Source organism: Mesorhizobium sp. B2-3-13 (assembly GCF_006442195.1).
Taxonomy (GTDB): domain Bacteria; phylum Pseudomonadota; class Alphaproteobacteria; order Rhizobiales; family Rhizobiaceae; genus Mesorhizobium; species Mesorhizobium salmacidum.
This window is the reverse complement of sequence record NZ_VFVQ01000001.1, coordinates 84962-101949: the sequence shown is the minus strand read 5'-3', so window position 1 is coordinate 101949 and position 16988 is coordinate 84962. Positions and strand designations below refer to the sequence as shown.

The following is a 16988-nucleotide window of genomic DNA, read 5'->3' as shown; positions in this document are numbered from 1 at the left end:
CCTTTCAACCGAGACGAAGGAGCATTTCCACGGGAGCAAGAATGCCGCCTTCAAGCGCGGCGGTGAGATTGGCGATCTTGGTGCGGGCATCCTCGCCCATGACGAGGCCGACGCCGGGCGGCGGCTTTTTGCCCTCGGCCTGCGCGGCCGCCATGCGGGCCCGCATCTTCGCGAAGAATTCGATGGCGAAAGCACCGCGCGGGCGCTCCGCGGTCACCGAAAAGCCCGCCGCGGTGGCCGTCGAACGATAGTTGTCTGGCGTGGCGACAAAGGACATGGTCTCGTCGGATGCCCATGGCAGCGGATAAGTCAGCGCGCCGTCCTTGAGCCGCATCACGTCGTAGACAGCGAAGACGCCGCCGGACTTGAGCACACGGGCGGCCTCGCTCATCAGTTTGCGCTTGTCGGCCAGGTTCATGCCGACATGCAGGATCATTGCCGCATCGAAGCTGGCCTTGTCGAACGGCATGTCCAGCGCGCTGCCCTGCACGAAGCGCGTCTTGCCGTCCATTCCCACCTGTTTCGACAGGCTGGCCGCGATGTCGACATAGCTTTGCGTCAGGTCGATGCCGGTGACGTCGGCGCCGGCATTGTTCGCGGCAAAACGGGCCGGACCGCCGATGCCTGAACCGATGTCGAGAAGCCGGACTCCAGGCTTCAGCCCCATCTGGTCGATGAGTTCCCTGGTGGCGGCCACGCCGCCAATGTGGAATTCGTCGACTGCGGCGAGATCGTCGGCGCTCAGACGGGCGATTTCCACGCCAGTATCGGCAACCGCGGCAAGAATCCGCTGCTCCAGGCCTGAAATCTCGTAGTGACGGGCAATGCCCGGTTCCACCGTGGCCATGATCCTTATCCCTGGGTCAGGCTCCTGTGGATGCTCTCAGCCGCATCGCGCCCTTGCGCCACGGCCGAGACGGTCAGGTCGTCGCCACCAAAAATGCAGTCGCCGCCGGCCCAGACCTTGGCCAGCGAGGTGCGCCCTTCCTCGTCAACCTTGATACGGCCGGCTTCGAGGTCGATTGACGCCCCGCTGCCGTTGAGTGCGACCGGCACAAAACTCTGGCCGATGGCCTTGAACACCTGGTCGGCAACCAGCGTCAGCGTCTCGCCGGTGCCGGCAAGCTTGTCCCCGATGAGCGCGGTGTATTCGAGTTCGATGGCACTGACCTTGCCACCTTCAGCGATCACCCGCTTCGGCTGCAGCCAATGGCGGATGGTGACGCCGTTGGCGGCGGCCAGGTCCTGCTCGAACTCGGAGGCGTTCATATGCTCCTGGCCGCGCCGGTAGCAGATCGTCACCTCCTCGGCGCCAAGCAGCTTCGACTGCACGGCGGCGTCGATCGCCGTCATGCCGCCGCCGATGACGACGACGCGGCGGCCAACCGGCAAGCCTGAGAGGTCGCTGGCCTGGCGCAGCTCGGCAATGAATTCGACCGCGTTGGTGACGCCGGCGGCATCCTCGCCATCGGCGCGCAGCGCGTTGACGCCGCCAAGCCCCATGCCGAGGAACACCGCATCGTAGTTGCGGATCAGGTCGGAGAACTGGTAGTCGCGGCCAAGCGCCTTGCCGTTCTGGATGTCGATGCCACCGATCGCGGTGACGTAGTCGACCTCGGCCTGGGCGAAGTTGTCGACGCTCTTGTAGGCGGCGATACCATATTCGTTGAGACCGCCGGCCTTCGGGCGCGCCTCCAGGATGGTCACGTCATGGCCGTGGCGGGCGAGCCGGTGCGCCGCGGCAAGGCCGGCCGGGCCGGCGCCGACCACGGCGACCGTCTTGCCCGTTGGCTCGGCGCGTGGATAAAACTGCTTATTCTCGCTCATCGCGACATCGGTGGCGTAGCGCTGCAAACGGCCGATCTGCACCGGCTTGCCTTCCGCCACCTCGCGCACGCAGACCTCCTCGCACAGCGTCTCGGTCGGGCAGACGCGGGCGCACATGCCCCCCAGGATGTTCTGGTCGAAGATGGTCTTGGCCGACCCGATCGGGTTGCCGGTCGAGATCTGGCGGATGAACATCGGAATGTCGATCGAGGTCGGACATGCATTCATGCACGGCGCGTCGTAGCAGAAATAGCAGCGGTCGGATTCGACCAGCGCCTCGTGATGATCGAGCGGGGGATGCAGGTCGGAAAAATTGTCCGCGTATTGGTCGGGCGGAAGTCGGCCGCCGACAATACCCTCTTTGAACTGGCCTTCTGGCATTCTCAGTTCCCCATGTTTTCGTTTTGGGGAAGGCTAGCACGTTTTATTTTTTTATCAATTGGTCAATTTTTGACGCAAGTCGTTGAAAAGACCGGAAGAAAACATGACACCTGTATTCATGTTATGATGACGATGACGCTGGGATAAGGTCGCCACCCCTGCCATTGCCGTGGATCGACCTGATCTCGTCGGCGACCAATCGCTGCAACGTCCAAAGATTGCGGTCGCGGATGCCGAATTCCTCGAGGTGGCTGACCGTGTTGTAAAGATATTCCGCCCCGGAGCCGACATGGCCGCAGGCGCGCGCCAGCACCCGTGCTACTGTCTCCAGCGGCTGCCCGAGCGAAGTGCCTCTGCCCGTCACCCCGACCCAGAAACCCAGCGCCCGCAGATGCCCTTGCGCCGTACGCACCGGGACCCACCTGACCGACGCGACGCTCTCGTGATCGTCGATCTCGCGCCGCAACAGTCTTTCGATCTGAGCAGCCTTCTCCCCTTCCGGTAGACGATAGATCACACCATCGCATCGCCCGCCGCGTTCGAGCGCCATCATCAGTCCTGGCTGCGCGACACTGCCGCGCCAGCGGACCATGTCGATACAGAAGGAGCGATGCCAGCCATGGGCGGTGGCGCGCTGGCGTTCGACGGACTCGAAAGCCGGCTTCCAGATCAGTGAGCCATAGGCGAACACCCATAGCGGCCCCGCATCGGCTTCATCGGACAGCCGCGCGGAAAGGACCCGGAAATCCTCGTCGCTCAGCTGCGTCCAGCTGCCGCTGGGCCCGGGATCGGCCTCCTCGCGATGGCACAGTGTAACAAGCTCGGCTGTAAGCGACATCTGCCGCATGGATCGAGGCCCCCTTCTCGTGGCCAAGCAAAGGCGAAAATCGCAAGGCGCGCAAGATACCAGGAGGCTGGCCTTGCCGTTCCCGATTTCTAGCCCAGATGTCGGATTTCTGTCGTCGAGATCGTCCTAGGATGGATCGAACGACGATCGGTGCACAACGGTGAGGAGACCGACCATGCCAAAATCCCCGATGCCCTTCTTCTGGTACGAACTGATGACGTCGGACCTCGACGCCGCGGAGGCTTTCTATACAACCGTGGTCGGCTGGAGGGCCGAGCCCTTCGACAAGGCCCCAGGTATGCCGCGCTATATCGTCATGAATGTCGGCGAGCGTGGCGTCGGCGGCCTGATGACGATGCCGGAGGATGCGGCCAATATGGGTATGCCGCCCGCCTGGCTGGGCTATATCCATGCAAGGGATGTCGATGCCGCTACCGCGTCGCTGGAAAAGGCAGGTGGTGCCGTTCACCGCCAGCCCGACGACATTCCAGGCGTCGGCCGCTTCGCCGTCGTCGCCGATCCGCAAGGCGCGACGTTCATGTTCCTGCAGCCGAACGGCCCCGACCAGCCGGTTGTGCCGGCCAGCACGCCTGGCCATATTGGCTGGCACGAGCTTTATACGAGCGATTGGAAGGCCGCCTTCGATTTCTATTCCAGCCAGTTCGGCTGGACCAATGCCGGCGAATTCGACATGGGCCCGATGGGCATCTATCAGACCTTTACCGCCGGCCCTGAATCCGGTGGCGGCATCATGAACAAGCCCGAGCAGATACCGGTGCCGGTCTGGCAGTTCTATTTCAATGTCACCGGCATCGACGCGGCCGCCAAACGCGTCACCGACAATGGCGGCAAGATCCTGATGGGACCCATGGAGGTGCCCGGAGGCAGCTGGGTCGTGCAATGCCAGGACCCGCAAGGCGCGCATTTCGCTCTGATGGCGCCGGTGCGGTAGCGAGCGCTTACGCCAACCACTGAAATCACGCCTGCTGGCGTCGGCTCATTCCGGCGCCAGCACCGCGACCTTGAGGGTCTCTTTCTTGGCACCACTGAACTGGACGGTGGCTTGGCCCGCCGCCAGCTTGAAGCGCACGCTCTTGCGGATGCCGGGGCAGGTTTTGACACCGCTATAACCCGCCGATTTCACGGCATGGCCGTCCTGGATCACATCGATCCAGGCCTCGCCCGACAGGCTGATCTGGATGGCCCCCTCCGGCGGAACCGCCACGCTGGCTACGGCGCCGAACGTGCCCTCCGCGGGGACCCGTTCGGGCGGCACCGCGAAACCGGCCTTCTCGGCCGGCACCAGCGCCAGATCCGCAGCGGCACCCACCGCGAGCGTCGCTCCGGACGGCGCTGAGGGCGCAGCCGCAAACAGCGCCTGTTCGCGCGTCACCGGCCATTTGAAGGCCTCGCAGCCGGCGTCCTCGGCCATGGCGAAGCTGGTGGTGCCCATAAGGATTGCGAACAGGCCGATGGTGACTTTTTTCATGGCGAGGGGACCCACATGTCTGGAGTGTCCATAAATCAATACAACCATAGCGATATAATTGCAACCCTAACGGGCACAATATCAAAGGTCAGGCTGGGGAACATTTCCAATCACCAATTGTTGACGGCAGGCCAGGGGAAGTGAATGGTCCATAGCCGGGCGATAACCTATGGGCGAGCCGAGAAGCCAAATGGAGTTTTGGATGAAGCTTTTCGATGGCCTTGCCAGATACCAGCCGCAGGCGCTTGGCGTTCTGCGCATTATGACGGCGCTGCAGTTCGTCGAGCACGGAAGCCAGAAACTGTTCAATTTCCCCGCAGGCGAGCACGCCGCCGCCGCGTTGAGCGGACTGCCGCTGGCAGCCGGCATCCTCGAATTCCTCGGCGGCATTCTGCTGGCACTGGGCCTTTTCACCCGCCCGGTCGCGTTCCTTCTGGCCGGCGAAATGGCGATCGCCTATTTCGTGGCGCATATGCCGCGCGACTTTTTCCCCGTCAACAACGGCGGCGATTCGGCGATCTCGTTCTGCTTTATCTTTCTCTATCTGGTCTTCGCCGGCGCTGGCGCCTTTGCGCTCGACACCCGCCGCAACGCATGATCCCATGCGGGGGTGCGCTCTCACCCCCGCATCCGTTCGAAATTAGCATCGAACAGCGGCGCCGCCTGCATGCGCGCCGCATGCCGCTTGCCCAGCACCTCGATCTCGAAGCCGTCGCTCTCGTCGGCGATCTCCTTCGGCACGTAGCCGACGGCGACCGACTTCTTCGAATGATGGGCGTAGCCGCCCGACGTCACCCAGCCGCGCACCACGCCGCCAAACCAGATCGGCTCGTCGCCGATGACGTCGGCATCCTTGGCATCGACGATGAAGGCGCGTAGCCGCAACTTGCCGCCCTGTTTGCGCTCGGCCAGCGCCGCCGCCTTGCCGATGAAATCGGCGTCCTTGCCGTAGGCGACGAAACGATCGAGTCCGGCTTCCAGCGGCCCGTAGATCGGCCGGTATTCGCGCCCCCATGAACCATAGTTCTTCTCCAGCCGCAGCGCGTTGAGCGCGCGCGAACCGAACAGGCCGATGCCAAATTCCGCTCCCGCCGCCATCAGCGCCTGGTAGGCGGCGCGCTGATATTCCGGCGCCACCCAGATCTCGTAGCCGAGATCCCCGGTGTAGCTGACGCGGCCGACCAGGCACGGCGCCATGCCGATATCCATCTTGCCAATGGCCATGAAGGGAAACACCGCGTTCGATATGTCGGAGCGCGTGGCTTTCGCCAGCACGTCCCTCGCCCTGGGACCGGCAATCGACAGGCCGGTGAGCTTTTGCCCCAGCGCTTCGATATGGACCGAGCCATCATCAGGCAGATGCTGCTCGAACCAGCGCATGTGATATTGCTCGGCAATGCCGGAGCCGGCCAGGAACCAGCCCCCTTCTTCCCGATCTTGGGGGCCCAGATTGGCCAGCGTGAAATCGCCGAGCAGCCTGCCGTCTTCCTTCAGCATCGGCGCCAGGGTCATGCGACCGGGCTTTGGCAGCTTGCAAGCGAGCATCCGGTCGAGCCAGGCCGCCGCCCCCTCGCCCGTCACCTTGTATTTGGCAAAGCTCGATATCTCCGACAAGCCGACGCCTGAGCGCACAGTCGCGACTTCGGCGGCGACATGGGTGAAGTCGCTCGAGCGCCGCCATGAGAACTCGTCCTTGATGCCTTCCGGCGCGTACCAGAGCGGCACCTCCAGCCCATAGGCGACGCCCCATTGCGCGCCCTTGGCCGACAACAAATCGTAGACGGGCGTCGTCTTCAGCGGCCGCCCGGCCGGCAATTCCTCATTGGGGAAGCGGATCGAAAAACGCCTGGAGTAATTCTCGCGGACCTTGGCGTTGGTGTAGGCCATGGTCGCCCAGTCGCCGTAGCGCGCCACGTCCATCGCCCAGATATCGGCGCCGGGGTCGCCCTCGATCATCCAGTTGGACAGCGCGAGCCCGACGCCGCCGCCCTGGCTGAAGCCGGCCATCACGCCGCAGGCGACCCAGAAGCCCGGCAGGCCGCGCACCGGCCCGACCAGCGGGTTGCCGTCGGGCGCGAAGGTGAAAGGCCCGTTGATGATCTGCTTGATGCCGGTGTTCTGGAAAGCCGGGAAATGTCGGAACCCGACCTCGAGCGACGGCGCGATGCGGTCGATATCGGGCGCCAGCAACTCATGGCCGAAATTCCACGGCGTCTGATACTCGGACCACGGCTTGTTGGCCTTCTCATAGGTTCCCATCAGCATGCCGCCGCGCTCCTGGCGAAGATAGAGCTCGCCGTCGAAATCGACCGCATGGATGACCTCGGTGCCGGTTTTGGCATTCCAGGCCGCGACCTCCGGCATATCCTCGGTGATCAGGTACATGTGCTCCATCGCCAGCACCGGCAGTTCGAGCCCGACCATGCGGCCGACTTCGCGCGCCCACAGGCCGCCGGCATTGACGACATGCTCGGCCACCACCTCGCCCTTGTTGCTTATGACGCGCCACATCCCGTCGGGACGGCGCACGATATCCTCCACCTTGGTGAAACGTTCGATCTCGGCGCCCAGCTTTCGCGCCGCCTTGGCATAGGCATGCGTGACGCCCGAGGGATCGAGGTGGCCGTCCTCCTTGTTGCGGACGGCGCCAACGAATTGGCTGGGGTCGAGCAGCGGCATCAGCTCGGCCGCCTCTTTCGGCGAGATTTCCTCCAGCTCGATGCCGAGATAACGGCCTTTGGCGACGACCCCTCGCAGCCAGTCAAGCCGCGCCTCGGTGGCAGCCAGAAGCACGCCGCCGGTCAGGTGGACGCCGGTCGCCTGCCCCGACAGCTCCTCGATCTCCTTGTAGAGGTTGATTGTGTATTTCTGCAGCTTGGCGACGTTGGGGTCGCCATTGATCGTGTGCATGCCGCCGGCCGCGTGCCAGGTCGAGCCGGATGTCAATTCGTCGCGCTCCAGGAGCACGATGTCGGTCCAGCCATGGCGGGCGAGGTGGAACAGCACCGAGCACCCAACGACGCCACCGCCAATGACCACGACTTTTGCATGCGATTTCATGGGTTTTTCTCTGATATCAGTGAGTTGGATGGGAGATATGAATCGGGACAGCAGGAGCCGCGCGCCGGCGCCAAGGAAATCACGGCTCGCCCTGCCCGATCGCTTCCTTGCGCTTGGCCACATAGGCCTCGAGCTCTTCACGTACGGCAATATCCATTGTCGGCTCGACATAATCCGCCAGCGCCTTCTTCCACAGCCGCGTCGCGCGCGCGGTTGCGTCGAGGCCGCCGGCTTCCTGCCAGGCTTCGAAATTCTGCCAGTTGGAGAGCATTGGCTGGTAGAAGGCGGTCGCATAGCGCTCCAGTGTGTGCGGCTCGCCGAAGAAATGGCCGCCGGTCGGCACCGCGCCCAGCGCCTCGACGGCAAGCTCGGCTTCGTCGACCACGATCGGGCGCAAAAACTCCATCATGTGCTGGATCATCTCGACGTCGATGATGAATTTCTCGAACGACGCCGTCAGCCCGCCTTCCTGCCAACCGGCGGCGTGGTAGACGAGATTGCCATGGCCAAGCACCGCGCCCCACAGCGCCATCAGCGTCTCATAGGCGCCTTGCGCATCGGCGGCGTTGGAAGCCGAGCCGGGCGTCGTCCGGTATGGCAGGCCGTAGCGCCGCGCCAATTGACCCGAGGCAATGTTGGCCTTGGTGTTTTCAGGCGTGCCGAAAGCCGGCGCGCCGGACTTCATATCGACATTGGACGTGAAGGCGCCGTACATCACAGGCGCGCCGGGACGCACGAGTTGCGTCAGCACAACACCGAACAGCGCCTCCGCATTCTGCTGCGCCAAGGCACCGGCCAGCGTCACCGGGCTCATCGCCCCCATCAGCGTGAACGGTGTCACCGCCACCGACTGGCCGTACTCCGCCATGGTCATCAGCCCTTCGGCCATCATCTCGTCGAAGCGGCGCGGCGAGTTGACCGAGATGATGGTGGCGATGCCGGGATCATCCCGCATCTGATCCAGCGTCAGCCCGCGCGAAATCGCCATCATCTCGATGCCGTCCAGAGCCCTGCCCCGGCCGATCGCCGAGACATGGAAGCTCTTGTCAGTCAGCGTCAGATTGGTGAGGTAGGTGTCGAGATGGCGTGAGTTGGCCGGCAGTTCAACCGGCGCGCAGACCTGGTTACCAAGCATGTGGATACAGTTGAAATGCTGCGCCAGCCGGGTGAGATCGGCATAGTCGCGCAGATTGCCGGCACGGCGGCCGCGCTCCATGTCGTGCACATTGGGAGGACCGGCCACAAGCGTGAAATTGATGGTGCTGCCACCGAGATGGATTGACTTGGCCGGGTTGCGTGGGGTCAGCGTATAGGTAGATCGCGTCGTCTTCAGCGCCTCGTCGACCATGCCGCGATCGACGCGCACATTGGCCGAGGCGAGATCGACCTTGGCGCCGGCTTTCTCGAACAGCGACAGCGCACGCGGGCTCATCACCTCGATGCCGAAATTCTCCAATATATGCATCGACGCCTGATGGATCGCCTCGATCTGGTCTGGTGACAGCAACGCCATCGGCGGATACGGATTCGTCACCCGTCTGGGCGGCAGCTGCGCGATGGGCGCTGGCCCCCTGTTGCTGGTACGCTCGGCGCCGCGTTTGCGTCTTGGTTCGGTCATGCCGGCATCAAAGCTTCGGCAGCGCGGCCGGTCTGTCAGAAATACGCCGTTTGCCGGCGTGATTTTAGCCAAGGCGGCACATCTGCAATGCCTGTCTAGAAAAGACGACAATTGGCGTCGGAATACCGATATCGCATTTCTCACCTGCTCGTGCCGACCGTGCGTTAACGGCGGCAGCAAGATTCCCTTTATGATTTCGGCTTATTGCTCATCCAATGCGTAGGTCGAGTTTTAGTAAAATTGTAGCGGTGTGCGCGCTGCTGGCACTTTCGGCTTGCGCCACCGCGCCCAGCCACATCAACAATGTCTGCGCCGTCTTCGACCAGAATGACGGCTGGTTCGACAATTGGCAGTCGGCCGCCGAACGCGCCTCCCAGAAATACGGTGTGCCGGTGCCGGTGCTGATGGCCACCGTGCGCAAGGAATCCGGCTTCAAGAGCAACGCCCGGCCGCCGCGCACCAAGCTGCTTGGCTTCATTCCGTGGAAACATGTCTCCTCGGCCACTGGCTTCTCGCAGGCGCTGGACGGAACCTGGTCGCAATACCAGAGCGAGACCGGCAACTGGGCGGCGCGGCGGACGAAATTCGCCGACGCCGTCGACTTCGTCGGCTGGTATCATTCCAAGACATCAGACGCATACGGCGTCGCGCGCAACGACACCTACAACCTCTATCTCGCCTACTATCTCGGCTGGACCGCGTATGGCCGAGGCAATCGTGGCGATGCCGGCGTCCAGGGCTATGCAAGGGCCACCGACAAGATGGCCCGCGACTATGCACAGCAACTGAGCCAGTGCGGCAACTAAAGGGTTGCCGCAACGGTCGTGGCCTTTCAGCGCGGCTTCTTGCCGAACACCTTGATGTATTCAGCCTCGCCGCCTTTGGCTAGCGCCTTTGCCTGCCTGACCCAGTCCTCGCGCTCGATACGGCCGTGGAATCTCAGATGATCGTCAACCCACTCGCGCTCTGCCTTCTTCCATGCGGCGACCTGAGCGTAGGTGAAGATGCCGAGGCCATTGAGAATGCCCTCTGTCTTCGGGTCGACGCCGGAGATCAGCTTGAGGTCATCGGGTTTGGCAGGCCTGGCGATGCCGGACGGGCGATTCTTGTCGACATTTGCGCCGGCCAGACGGGCTGGCTCCGCAGTCGCGCTCGCCTTTGTCGCACTTTGGCTTGATTTGGTCTGCCTCACCGCAGGCTCACCAATTGGTGCCACGCGTGCGTTCTCCGCCTGGCGGCCGTCTCCAAGCGTCCTTGGGGTGAACGGCGCGGAGGTGGCGTTGGCGGGCTTCGGAGAGGCATCGCCGGTCTCGGAGACCTCGTCCCGAACTTCGTGGCGGCGAGCCCGCGAAACGGCTTCGGCCTCCTCGGCGGCCTCCCCCACGGCGTCGGCTTCCGCACTGGCCGTCTTGCCATGTGGTCGGTTGGGCGGCGTACCGGCAAAGCCCGGACCGTCGCCATGCGGCGCATCGTCCGGCACGCCCTCATGGGCGGCGTGTTCCTTGTCGAACTTGATCACCGGCTCCATGGTCTTGAGCACGTCGTCGGAAAGCCAGCACAGGCTCATATGGCCGTCGCCGAGATTCTTGACCGGCGGCACCTTGGTCTCGCACAAATTGTCGGGAACCAACTTCTTGTAGCCGCAGCGTGTCTGGAACGGACAGCCGGACGGCGGGTTCATCGCCGAGGGTATGTCGCCCTCCAGCACGATGTGCTTCTTGACCACGCTGGTATCGGCAATCGGGATCGCCGACAGCAGCGCCTCGGTATAGGGATGATAGGGCGGTGCGAAGATCTGGTCGGTCGTGCCCTGCTCGACGATATAGCCGAGATACATGACGACGACGCGGTCCGCGATGTAGCGCACGACGGACAGATCGTGGCTGATGAACAGCATTGTCGTCTTGTTCTTGCGCTGGATGTCCATCAGCAGTTCGGTCACCGCCGCCTGCACCGAAACGTCGAGCGCCGAAACCGGCTCGTCGGCCACGACTACCTTGGCGTCGCCGGCAAAGGCGCGTGCCACGCCGATACGCTGCTTCTGGCCGCCGGAAAGCTGGCGCGGCTTGCGCGTCTCGAAGGCGCGCGGCAGTTTCACCAGGTCGAGCAGTTCCAGCATGCGCTTGCGCCGGTCGGCAACGGTCTTGCCGACATTGAATTTTTCCAGCGTGCGGATGATCTGCGACCCGACCGAATGGCTGGGGTTGAGCGTGTCGAACGGATTCTGGAACACCATCTGGATCGACGACACAGTGTCGACGCTGCGCTTCTCGATGCCGGTCGATTGGATTTCCTTGTTGCCCAGCGTCACGCTGCCGGAACTGGCCGTCTCAAGCCCGAGCAGCACCTTGGCCAGCGTCGACTTCCCGCAGCCGGATTCGCCGACGATGGCGACCGTCTCGGATTCGCGCGCCATGAACGAGATCGTCTCGTTGGCCTTGACGACGCGGCCTTCGCTCGAGCCGAACACCTCGCTGCCGCCGACCTTATAATATTTCCGGAGGTCCTCGATCTTGAGCACCGGCGCGCCGGGCACGACACGTTCATTGATCTTCTTGGCGCCGGGCGGCAGCGCGTCCCAGTCGATCTCGTTGAAGCGTACGCAACGCGAGAAATGGCCTTCGTGACCCGCGACCTCGATCATCGGGATCTCGGCGGCGTTGCAGACGCCCTCGACGAAATGGTGGCAGCGCGGGCCGAAATTGCAGCCTTTCGGCCGCTCGTGCGGCAGCGGCAATTGGCCGGGAATCGCAATCAGCGGCCGCGAGTTCTTGTCGGCGCCCGGCAGCGGGATCGAACGGAACAGCCCTTGCGTATAGGGGTGGCGCATCCGGTCGAAGACGTCCTTGATCTTGCCCGTCTCCACCGCCTCGCCCGAATACATCACCGTGATGCGGTCGCAGGTTTCAAGGATCAGGCCGAGATTGTGCGAGACGAAGATCATCGAGGTGCCGAACTTCTCGCCCAACCCCTTCACCAGGTCGACGATGCCCGCTTCCACGGTCACGTCGAGCGCGGTGGTCGGCTCGTCGAGCAGAAGCAGCGCCGGCTTCGACAGCAGCGCCATGGCAATGACGATGCGCTGCTGCTGGCCGCCGGAAAGCTGGTGCGGATAGGAGCGCATCATGCGCTCGGGATCGGGAAGCTTAACCGAGCGCACCATTTCGAGCGCCCTGGAGTAGGCCTCTTCCTTCGACACCTTATCGTGGATCAACGGCACTTCCATCAGCTGCTGGCCGATCTTCATCGCCGGATTGAGGCTGGCCATCGGCTCCTGGTAGATCATGGCGATCTTGTTGCCGCGGATGGCGCGCAGTTCCTCGTCGGAGAGCTCGCCCATGTCCTTGCCCTGGAACTTGATCTTGCCGCCGACGATCTTTCCGATGTTGGACAGGTCGCGCATGATGCCGAGCGATACGGTCGACTTGCCGCAGCCGGATTCACCGACGATGCCCATCGCCTCGCCCGGCATGACCGTGCAGGAAAAATCCATCACCGCCGGTATCTCGCCCTTGCGGGTGAAGAAGGAGATCGACAGGTTCTCGATCTCGATGATCGGCCCATTGGTCGGCCCATTGGTCGGCTTGGCGGGATTTCGAACTGCCTCGTTCATGGGTCGCTCCAATCCAAATTTTACCAGACGCGGGTCAAGGCCCGTCAATCAGTCTTTCATCGATTGCTCGCGCAGCGAATCGGCCAACAGGTTGAGCCCCAGCACGAACGACATCAGCGCGATCGTCGGCGGCAGCGCCGGATGGATGAAGGAGCGCAGCAATCGGCTGGCGTCCTTGATCGCGGTGCCCCAGTCCGGGCTCTCGGGCGCAAGCCCCAGGCCGAAATAGCCCAGCGTGCCGAGCAGGATCGTGGTGTAGCCGATGCGCAGGCAGGCATCGACGATCAGCGGTCCGCGCGCATTGGGCAAGATTTCCCACAGCATGATATACCACGGCGATTCACCGCGCGTCTGCGCCGCCGCCACATAGTCGCGCGTCTTGATGTCCATCACAAGGCCGCGCACGATGCGGAACACGCCGGGGCTGGAGGCGAACACCACAGCCACGAAAATGTTGAGCTGGTTGGGATCGATGTGGACGATGTGCAGCGGATCCCTGTCGAAGACCAGGCCGAGGTAGATCCAGCCGCCTATGATCAGGGTCAGGCCAAGCAGGATATAGATCCGGTCGGGCCGGTTCTTGTAGCGGGTCCAGAACAGCACACTGAAAAAGATGATCGGGAACAGGAAGAAGACACCGGCCAGCGCATAGGGGATCGGCGTGTCCATGATGCCCGGCGTCACCAGCAGGTAGAACAGCAGGATCACCGGGAAAGCCAGCACCAGGTTGGCCAGGAACGACAGGATGGAATCGATCTTGCCGCCGTAATAACCGGCCGGCAGGCCGAGCGTGATGCCGACCATGAGCGCGAAACCGGTCGCTGCGGGTGCGATGATCAGCACGATCTGGCTGCCATAGACCATGCGCGAGAACACATCGCGCGCCAGCTTGTCGCCGCCGAACAGGTAGACAAGCCCCGATTGCGGTTCGATGGCGCCGGGCAGCGTGTCCTTCATGATCGGGACCTGGCCGAGCGGATCGAAAGGCGAGATGGTCGAGGCGAAGATCGCCGTGAACAGCCAGAACAGGCAGATGAAGACGCCCACTATGCCGACGCCGCTGTCGAACAGCTGGCCATAGAGCGCCAGCTTCTTCTTGTAGAGAAAGCTCGCGCCCATGACGATGAAAAGCGCGGCCCAGACCGGCCAGAAGCGCCAGAACACTTCGAGGATGACGGTGGAGGCGCCGATATATTGAGCTTGCATGCGCCTTCTCCCTACTGAACGCGGATGCGCGGATTGAGGAACGCGTAGCCGACGTCGGAAATGAGCTGCGTGATCAAGACGATGAACACCGAGACCAGTGAACAGCCGAGCAGAAGATCGATGTCGTTGTTGCCCGCGGCCTCGACCAGCGTGTAGCCGAAGCCCTGGTAGCGGAACATCACCTCGACGATGACGACGCCGGTGAGCAGCCATGGAAACTGCAGCATGATGACGGTGAACGGCGCGATCAACGCGTTGCGCAGTGCGTGCTTGACCACGACACTCTTGAAGGAAAGCCCCTTCAGGCGTGCCGTGCGGATATATTGCTGCGTCATCACCTCGACCATCGAGGCGCGCGTCATGCGCGCGATGTAGCCGATGCCGTAGATCGCCAAAGTGATGACCGGCAGCGTGAAATTGTAGAAGGTGATACCCTGGCTTGCCGAGGCGGCAGAACCGTTCAGCCAGCCGAGCCATGAGGCGAAGACGACGGTGAAGATGACGCCCGACACATATTCAGGTGTCGCCGTCGAGGCGATCGACGCGACCGACAGCACGCGGTCGGTGCGCGAGCCCTCGCGCATGCCGGCAAGAATGCCGATCAGCAGCGAGACCGGCACCATCACCGCCAGCACACAGAACATCAGGATGCCGGTGGCGCCGAGCGCCGGGAACAGCTTGGCTCCAACCGTGGTCTTGAACTTGGTCGAGCAGCCGAAATCGCCCTCGATGACACCGGAGAATGTCGGCACCGTCGGGTCGTTGCAGAAAGAGAAGCGCTGTGTCGTCTTCCCCGTCGCCGGATCCGTGATCGGCTGCTTGGGCACGACGCCGAGCCACTGGCCATAGCGAGCGAAGAAGTTCTGGCGGTAGCCGTGATTGACCAGCCAGCTTTCGAGCTGCTCGGCCGATGTGTGCATTTCGGTCTGGCTGATCGCCAGCTTCTTCAGATTGGGTTCGAGATTGACGAGGAAGAAAACGACCAGCGTCAGGCACAGCATCGTGAGCAGTATAGTGCCGATGCGTCTGATGATGAATGAGAACATTGTACCCCCTGCCGGCCGGGTTGGGGTCAGATATGGTCAACCCTGTTTCGAAAACCTTGCGACGTCACGCCGCCGCTGCATCCGGTGCAACGGCGACGATCCCGCGAATTCGAGGGGCCAGTCGCCCCTCGTATTCGTCAAGCTGTGGGTCACGCCTGATCGAGCCAAACCTTGCCGAAGTCGTGCTCGTAGGTGGGGTGCATCGAGTGGTTCTTCACCTCGGGCTTGATGTTGATGTAGAGCTTGCGCCAGTAAGGCTGGATGATGATGCCGGACTCCTGCAGCATCGTCTCGATGTCCTTCATCACGACCTTGCGCTTCTCCGCATCGGCGATGCCGAGGGCCTCGTTGACCTTCTTGTCGAAGTCCGGATTGGCATAAGCGGTCTCGTTCCAGGCTTCGCCGGAGCGGTAGGCGATGGCGATGACCTGGATGCCAAGCGGACGCATGTTCCAGTTGGTTTCCGAGAACGGGTATTTCGTCCAGTCGTTCCAGAAGGTCGAGCTCGGCAGCACGGTGCGCTTCACCTTGATGCCGGCCTCGCGCAGCTGGGCCGCGATCGCGTCGGTGGTGTTCTTGTGGTAGTCCTCGTCATTGCTGATCAGCTCGTGCTCGAAATCGATCACGCCGGCTTCCGTCAGCATCTGCTTGGCCTTGGCCATGTCGCGCTTGATCTTCGGCAGTTCGACATATTCCGGATGGATCGGCGCGACATGGTGGTTTTCGGCCGGCGTGCCGGCATTGCCATAGCCGAGCTGCAGCACGACCGAATTATCGACGGCGAGGCACATCGCCTGGCGCACCTTCTGGTCGCCATAGGGCTTGGCATTGATGTTGAAGCGAGAGACCACGGTGGCCGCGGTCACGACTTCCGAAGCCGGCGCACCGACACCTTCGATGATCTTGACGTAATCGGCCGTGGTTTCGTGGTTGGTCTGCACTTCGCCCGATTCGAAGGCCGAGACCGTCGCGGCCGGATCGGTGCCGTAGTCGATGAACTCGACGCCATCGAGGAAGGCTTCGCCCTGCCACCACTTGCCGGTCGTGCGGCGCTTGTAGACCACCTTCTGGCCGACATCATAGGAGACGAGCTCGAACGGACCGGTGCCGATCGGGCAGTTCTTGAAGTTGGCGCCCTTCTCGTCGAAGGTCTTGTGGACGACGAGGCCGGGATAGTCGCACAGGTTCGGGATGATGGCGATGTCGGGCTTCGACAGCTTCAACTTGACGGTCATGTCGTCGACCTTGGCGATCGCCCCTTCGCGCAACTTCTTGGTCGTCTCATCGACGAGACTGCCAAGGCGTCCCGGCATCGAGTTGCCTTCCGCTGATTTGTCGGCCCAGCGGGTGAAATTGTAGATCACGTCATCGGCGGTGAACTTGTCGCCATTGTTCCATTCGACGCCAGGCCGCACATGCAGCGTGTATTCGGTGGCGTCGTCGTTGATGTCCCAGCTTGCCAGCAGATATGGCGCGAAGGTGTACTCTTTGGTGTATTTCACCAGCGGCTCGAGCGCCTGGCGCTCGGCGTTGGAAATCTCGGACCAGTCTGCTGTACGCGGATCCTTGGGATCCTTGACGGACATGGCCACCTTCAGCACGCCGCCCTTCTTGCCCTGGACGTCCTCGGCCTTGGCCGGGGTCGGAGCGGCAAGGCCGAGCAGCCCGTAGGCCATGGCCGTCGAGGCGCCGAAGACGCTGGCGAGCGCGAGGAATTCGCGGCGGTCGACCTTGCCCGACTTGGCTTCTTCGGCCATCGCCAGGATGTGATCCGGAACGCTGTCGCCATTGCTCTTATAGATTGTCATGACTAACTCCCATTGTTGGCTTTCCGCCGATTAACATTCCGCATCCAGGCCATGATGTCAAAGACGACATGGATTGGGAACATGTTAGCGAAT

Annotated in this window: 12 protein-coding genes and 1 pseudogene; 3 read left to right on the top strand and 10 right to left on the bottom strand. The window is 62.8% G+C overall.

Features of this window, described 5'->3' with window-relative positions; genetic code table 11:
* Positions 1-4: 4 nt before the first annotated feature.
* From FJ941_RS00425 to FJ941_RS00415, 3 genes are all read right to left on the bottom strand, one after another.
* Positions 5-847, bottom strand: a complete 843-nt coding sequence (locus FJ941_RS00425) for a methyltransferase domain-containing protein (RefSeq protein WP_140502346.1) — start codon at positions 845-847, stop codon at positions 5-7.
* 5 nt (positions 848-852) lie between these two features.
* A complete protein-coding gene (locus FJ941_RS00420; RefSeq protein WP_140502345.1) occupies positions 853-2208 on the bottom strand; it encodes an NAD(P)-dependent oxidoreductase in 1356 nt (451 codons plus the stop codon).
* A 121-nt stretch (positions 2209-2329) separates the two neighbouring features.
* Positions 2330-3055: a gamma-glutamylcyclotransferase gene (locus FJ941_RS00415; protein WP_140502344.1), complete on the bottom strand. Its 726-nt coding sequence runs from the start codon at positions 3053-3055 to the stop codon at positions 2330-2332.
* Between the two features lie 175 nt (positions 3056-3230).
* On the opposite strand from FJ941_RS00415, the gene FJ941_RS00410 reads away from it, so the two are divergent.
* Positions 3231-4007 (top strand): VOC family protein, encoded by a 777-nt coding sequence (locus FJ941_RS00410; protein WP_140502343.1) that lies wholly within the window; start codon positions 3231-3233, stop codon positions 4005-4007.
* Positions 4008-4052: 45 nt separating this feature from the next.
* Here FJ941_RS00410 and FJ941_RS00405 read toward each other — a convergent pair whose 3' ends face one another.
* Complete coding sequence (locus FJ941_RS00405; RefSeq protein ID WP_181169683.1) at positions 4053-4544, bottom strand: hypothetical protein; 492 nt, start codon at positions 4542-4544, stop codon at positions 4053-4055.
* Positions 4545-4746: 202 nt separating this feature from the next.
* Between FJ941_RS00405 and FJ941_RS00400 the strand changes: the two genes are divergently transcribed.
* Positions 4747-5142, top strand: a complete 396-nt coding sequence (locus tag FJ941_RS00400) for a DoxX family protein (protein WP_140502341.1) — start codon at positions 4747-4749, stop codon at positions 5140-5142.
* A gap of 20 nt (positions 5143-5162) precedes the next feature.
* On the opposite strand, the gene FJ941_RS00395 is transcribed toward FJ941_RS00400, so the two are convergent.
* Complete coding sequence (locus tag FJ941_RS00395; protein WP_140502340.1) at positions 5163-7604, bottom strand: FAD-dependent oxidoreductase; 2442 nt, start codon at positions 7602-7604, stop codon at positions 5163-5165.
* Positions 7605-7683: 79 nt separating this feature from the next.
* Positions 7684-9222, bottom strand: coding sequence for a trimethylamine methyltransferase family protein (locus FJ941_RS00390; RefSeq protein WP_140502339.1), 1539 nt, complete (start codon positions 9220-9222; stop codon positions 7684-7686).
* A 215-nt stretch (positions 9223-9437) separates the two neighbouring features.
* Here FJ941_RS00390 and FJ941_RS00385 point away from each other — a divergent pair, with 215 nt between their 5' ends.
* Positions 9438-10028, top strand: a complete 591-nt coding sequence (locus FJ941_RS00385) for a transglycosylase SLT domain-containing protein (protein WP_140502338.1) — start codon at positions 9438-9440, stop codon at positions 10026-10028.
* Between the two features lie 593 nt (positions 10029-10621).
* On the opposite strand, the pseudogene FJ941_RS00380 reads toward FJ941_RS00385, so the two are convergent.
* The 4 genes and pseudogenes from FJ941_RS00380 to FJ941_RS00365 form a co-directional block, all read right to left on the bottom strand.
* Positions 10622-12835, bottom strand: a pseudogene (locus FJ941_RS00380) (ABC transporter ATP-binding protein); the annotation flags it as partial.
* Positions 12836-12883: 48 nt separating this feature from the next.
* On the bottom strand, positions 12884-14041 hold the full coding sequence (locus FJ941_RS00375) for an ABC transporter permease (protein ID WP_140502336.1): 1158 nt from the start codon (positions 14039-14041) through the stop codon (positions 12884-12886).
* An 11-nt stretch (positions 14042-14052) separates the two neighbouring features.
* Positions 14053-15087, bottom strand: coding sequence for an ABC transporter permease (locus FJ941_RS00370; protein ID WP_140502335.1), 1035 nt, complete (start codon positions 15085-15087; stop codon positions 14053-14055).
* A gap of 149 nt (positions 15088-15236) precedes the next feature.
* Complete coding sequence (locus FJ941_RS00365; protein ID WP_140502334.1) at positions 15237-16895, bottom strand: ABC transporter substrate-binding protein; 1659 nt, start codon at positions 16893-16895, stop codon at positions 15237-15239.
* Positions 16896-16988: the final 93 nt, after the last annotated feature.

Bases quoted from the DNA above. Each gene is read 5' to 3' on its own strand.
- FJ941_RS00420 (WP_140502345.1), bottom strand. From the start codon at position 2,208: ATGCCAGAAGGCCAGTTCAAAGAGGGTATTGTCGGCGGCCGACTTCCG.
- FJ941_RS00390 (WP_140502339.1), bottom strand. From the start codon at position 9,222: ATGACCGAACCAAGACGCAAACGCGGCGCCGAGCGTACCAGCAACAGG.
- FJ941_RS00385 (WP_140502338.1), top strand. From the start codon at position 9,438: ATGCGTAGGTCGAGTTTTAGTAAAATTGTAGCGGTGTGCGCGCTGCTG.
- FJ941_RS00375 (WP_140502336.1), bottom strand. From the start codon at position 14,041: ATGCAAGCTCAATATATCGGCGCCTCCACCGTCATCCTCGAAGTGTTC.
- FJ941_RS00415 (WP_140502344.1), bottom strand. From the start codon at position 3,055: ATGCGGCAGATGTCGCTTACAGCCGAGCTTGTTACACTGTGCCATCGC.
- FJ941_RS00395 (WP_140502340.1), bottom strand. From the start codon at position 7,604: ATGAAATCGCATGCAAAAGTCGTGGTCATTGGCGGTGGCGTCGTTGGG.
- FJ941_RS00410 (WP_140502343.1), top strand. From the start codon at position 3,231: ATGCCAAAATCCCCGATGCCCTTCTTCTGGTACGAACTGATGACGTCG.
- FJ941_RS00425 (WP_140502346.1), bottom strand. From the start codon at position 847: ATGGCCACGGTGGAACCGGGCATTGCCCGTCACTACGAGATTTCAGGC.
- FJ941_RS00365 (WP_140502334.1), bottom strand. From the start codon at position 16,895: ATGACAATCTATAAGAGCAATGGCGACAGCGTTCCGGATCACATCCTG.
- FJ941_RS00400 (WP_140502341.1), top strand. From the start codon at position 4,747: ATGAAGCTTTTCGATGGCCTTGCCAGATACCAGCCGCAGGCGCTTGGC.
- FJ941_RS00370 (WP_140502335.1), bottom strand. From the start codon at position 15,087: ATGTTCTCATTCATCATCAGACGCATCGGCACTATACTGCTCACGATG.
- FJ941_RS00405 (WP_181169683.1), bottom strand. From the start codon at position 4,544: ATGAAAAAAGTCACCATCGGCCTGTTCGCAATCCTTATGGGCACCACC.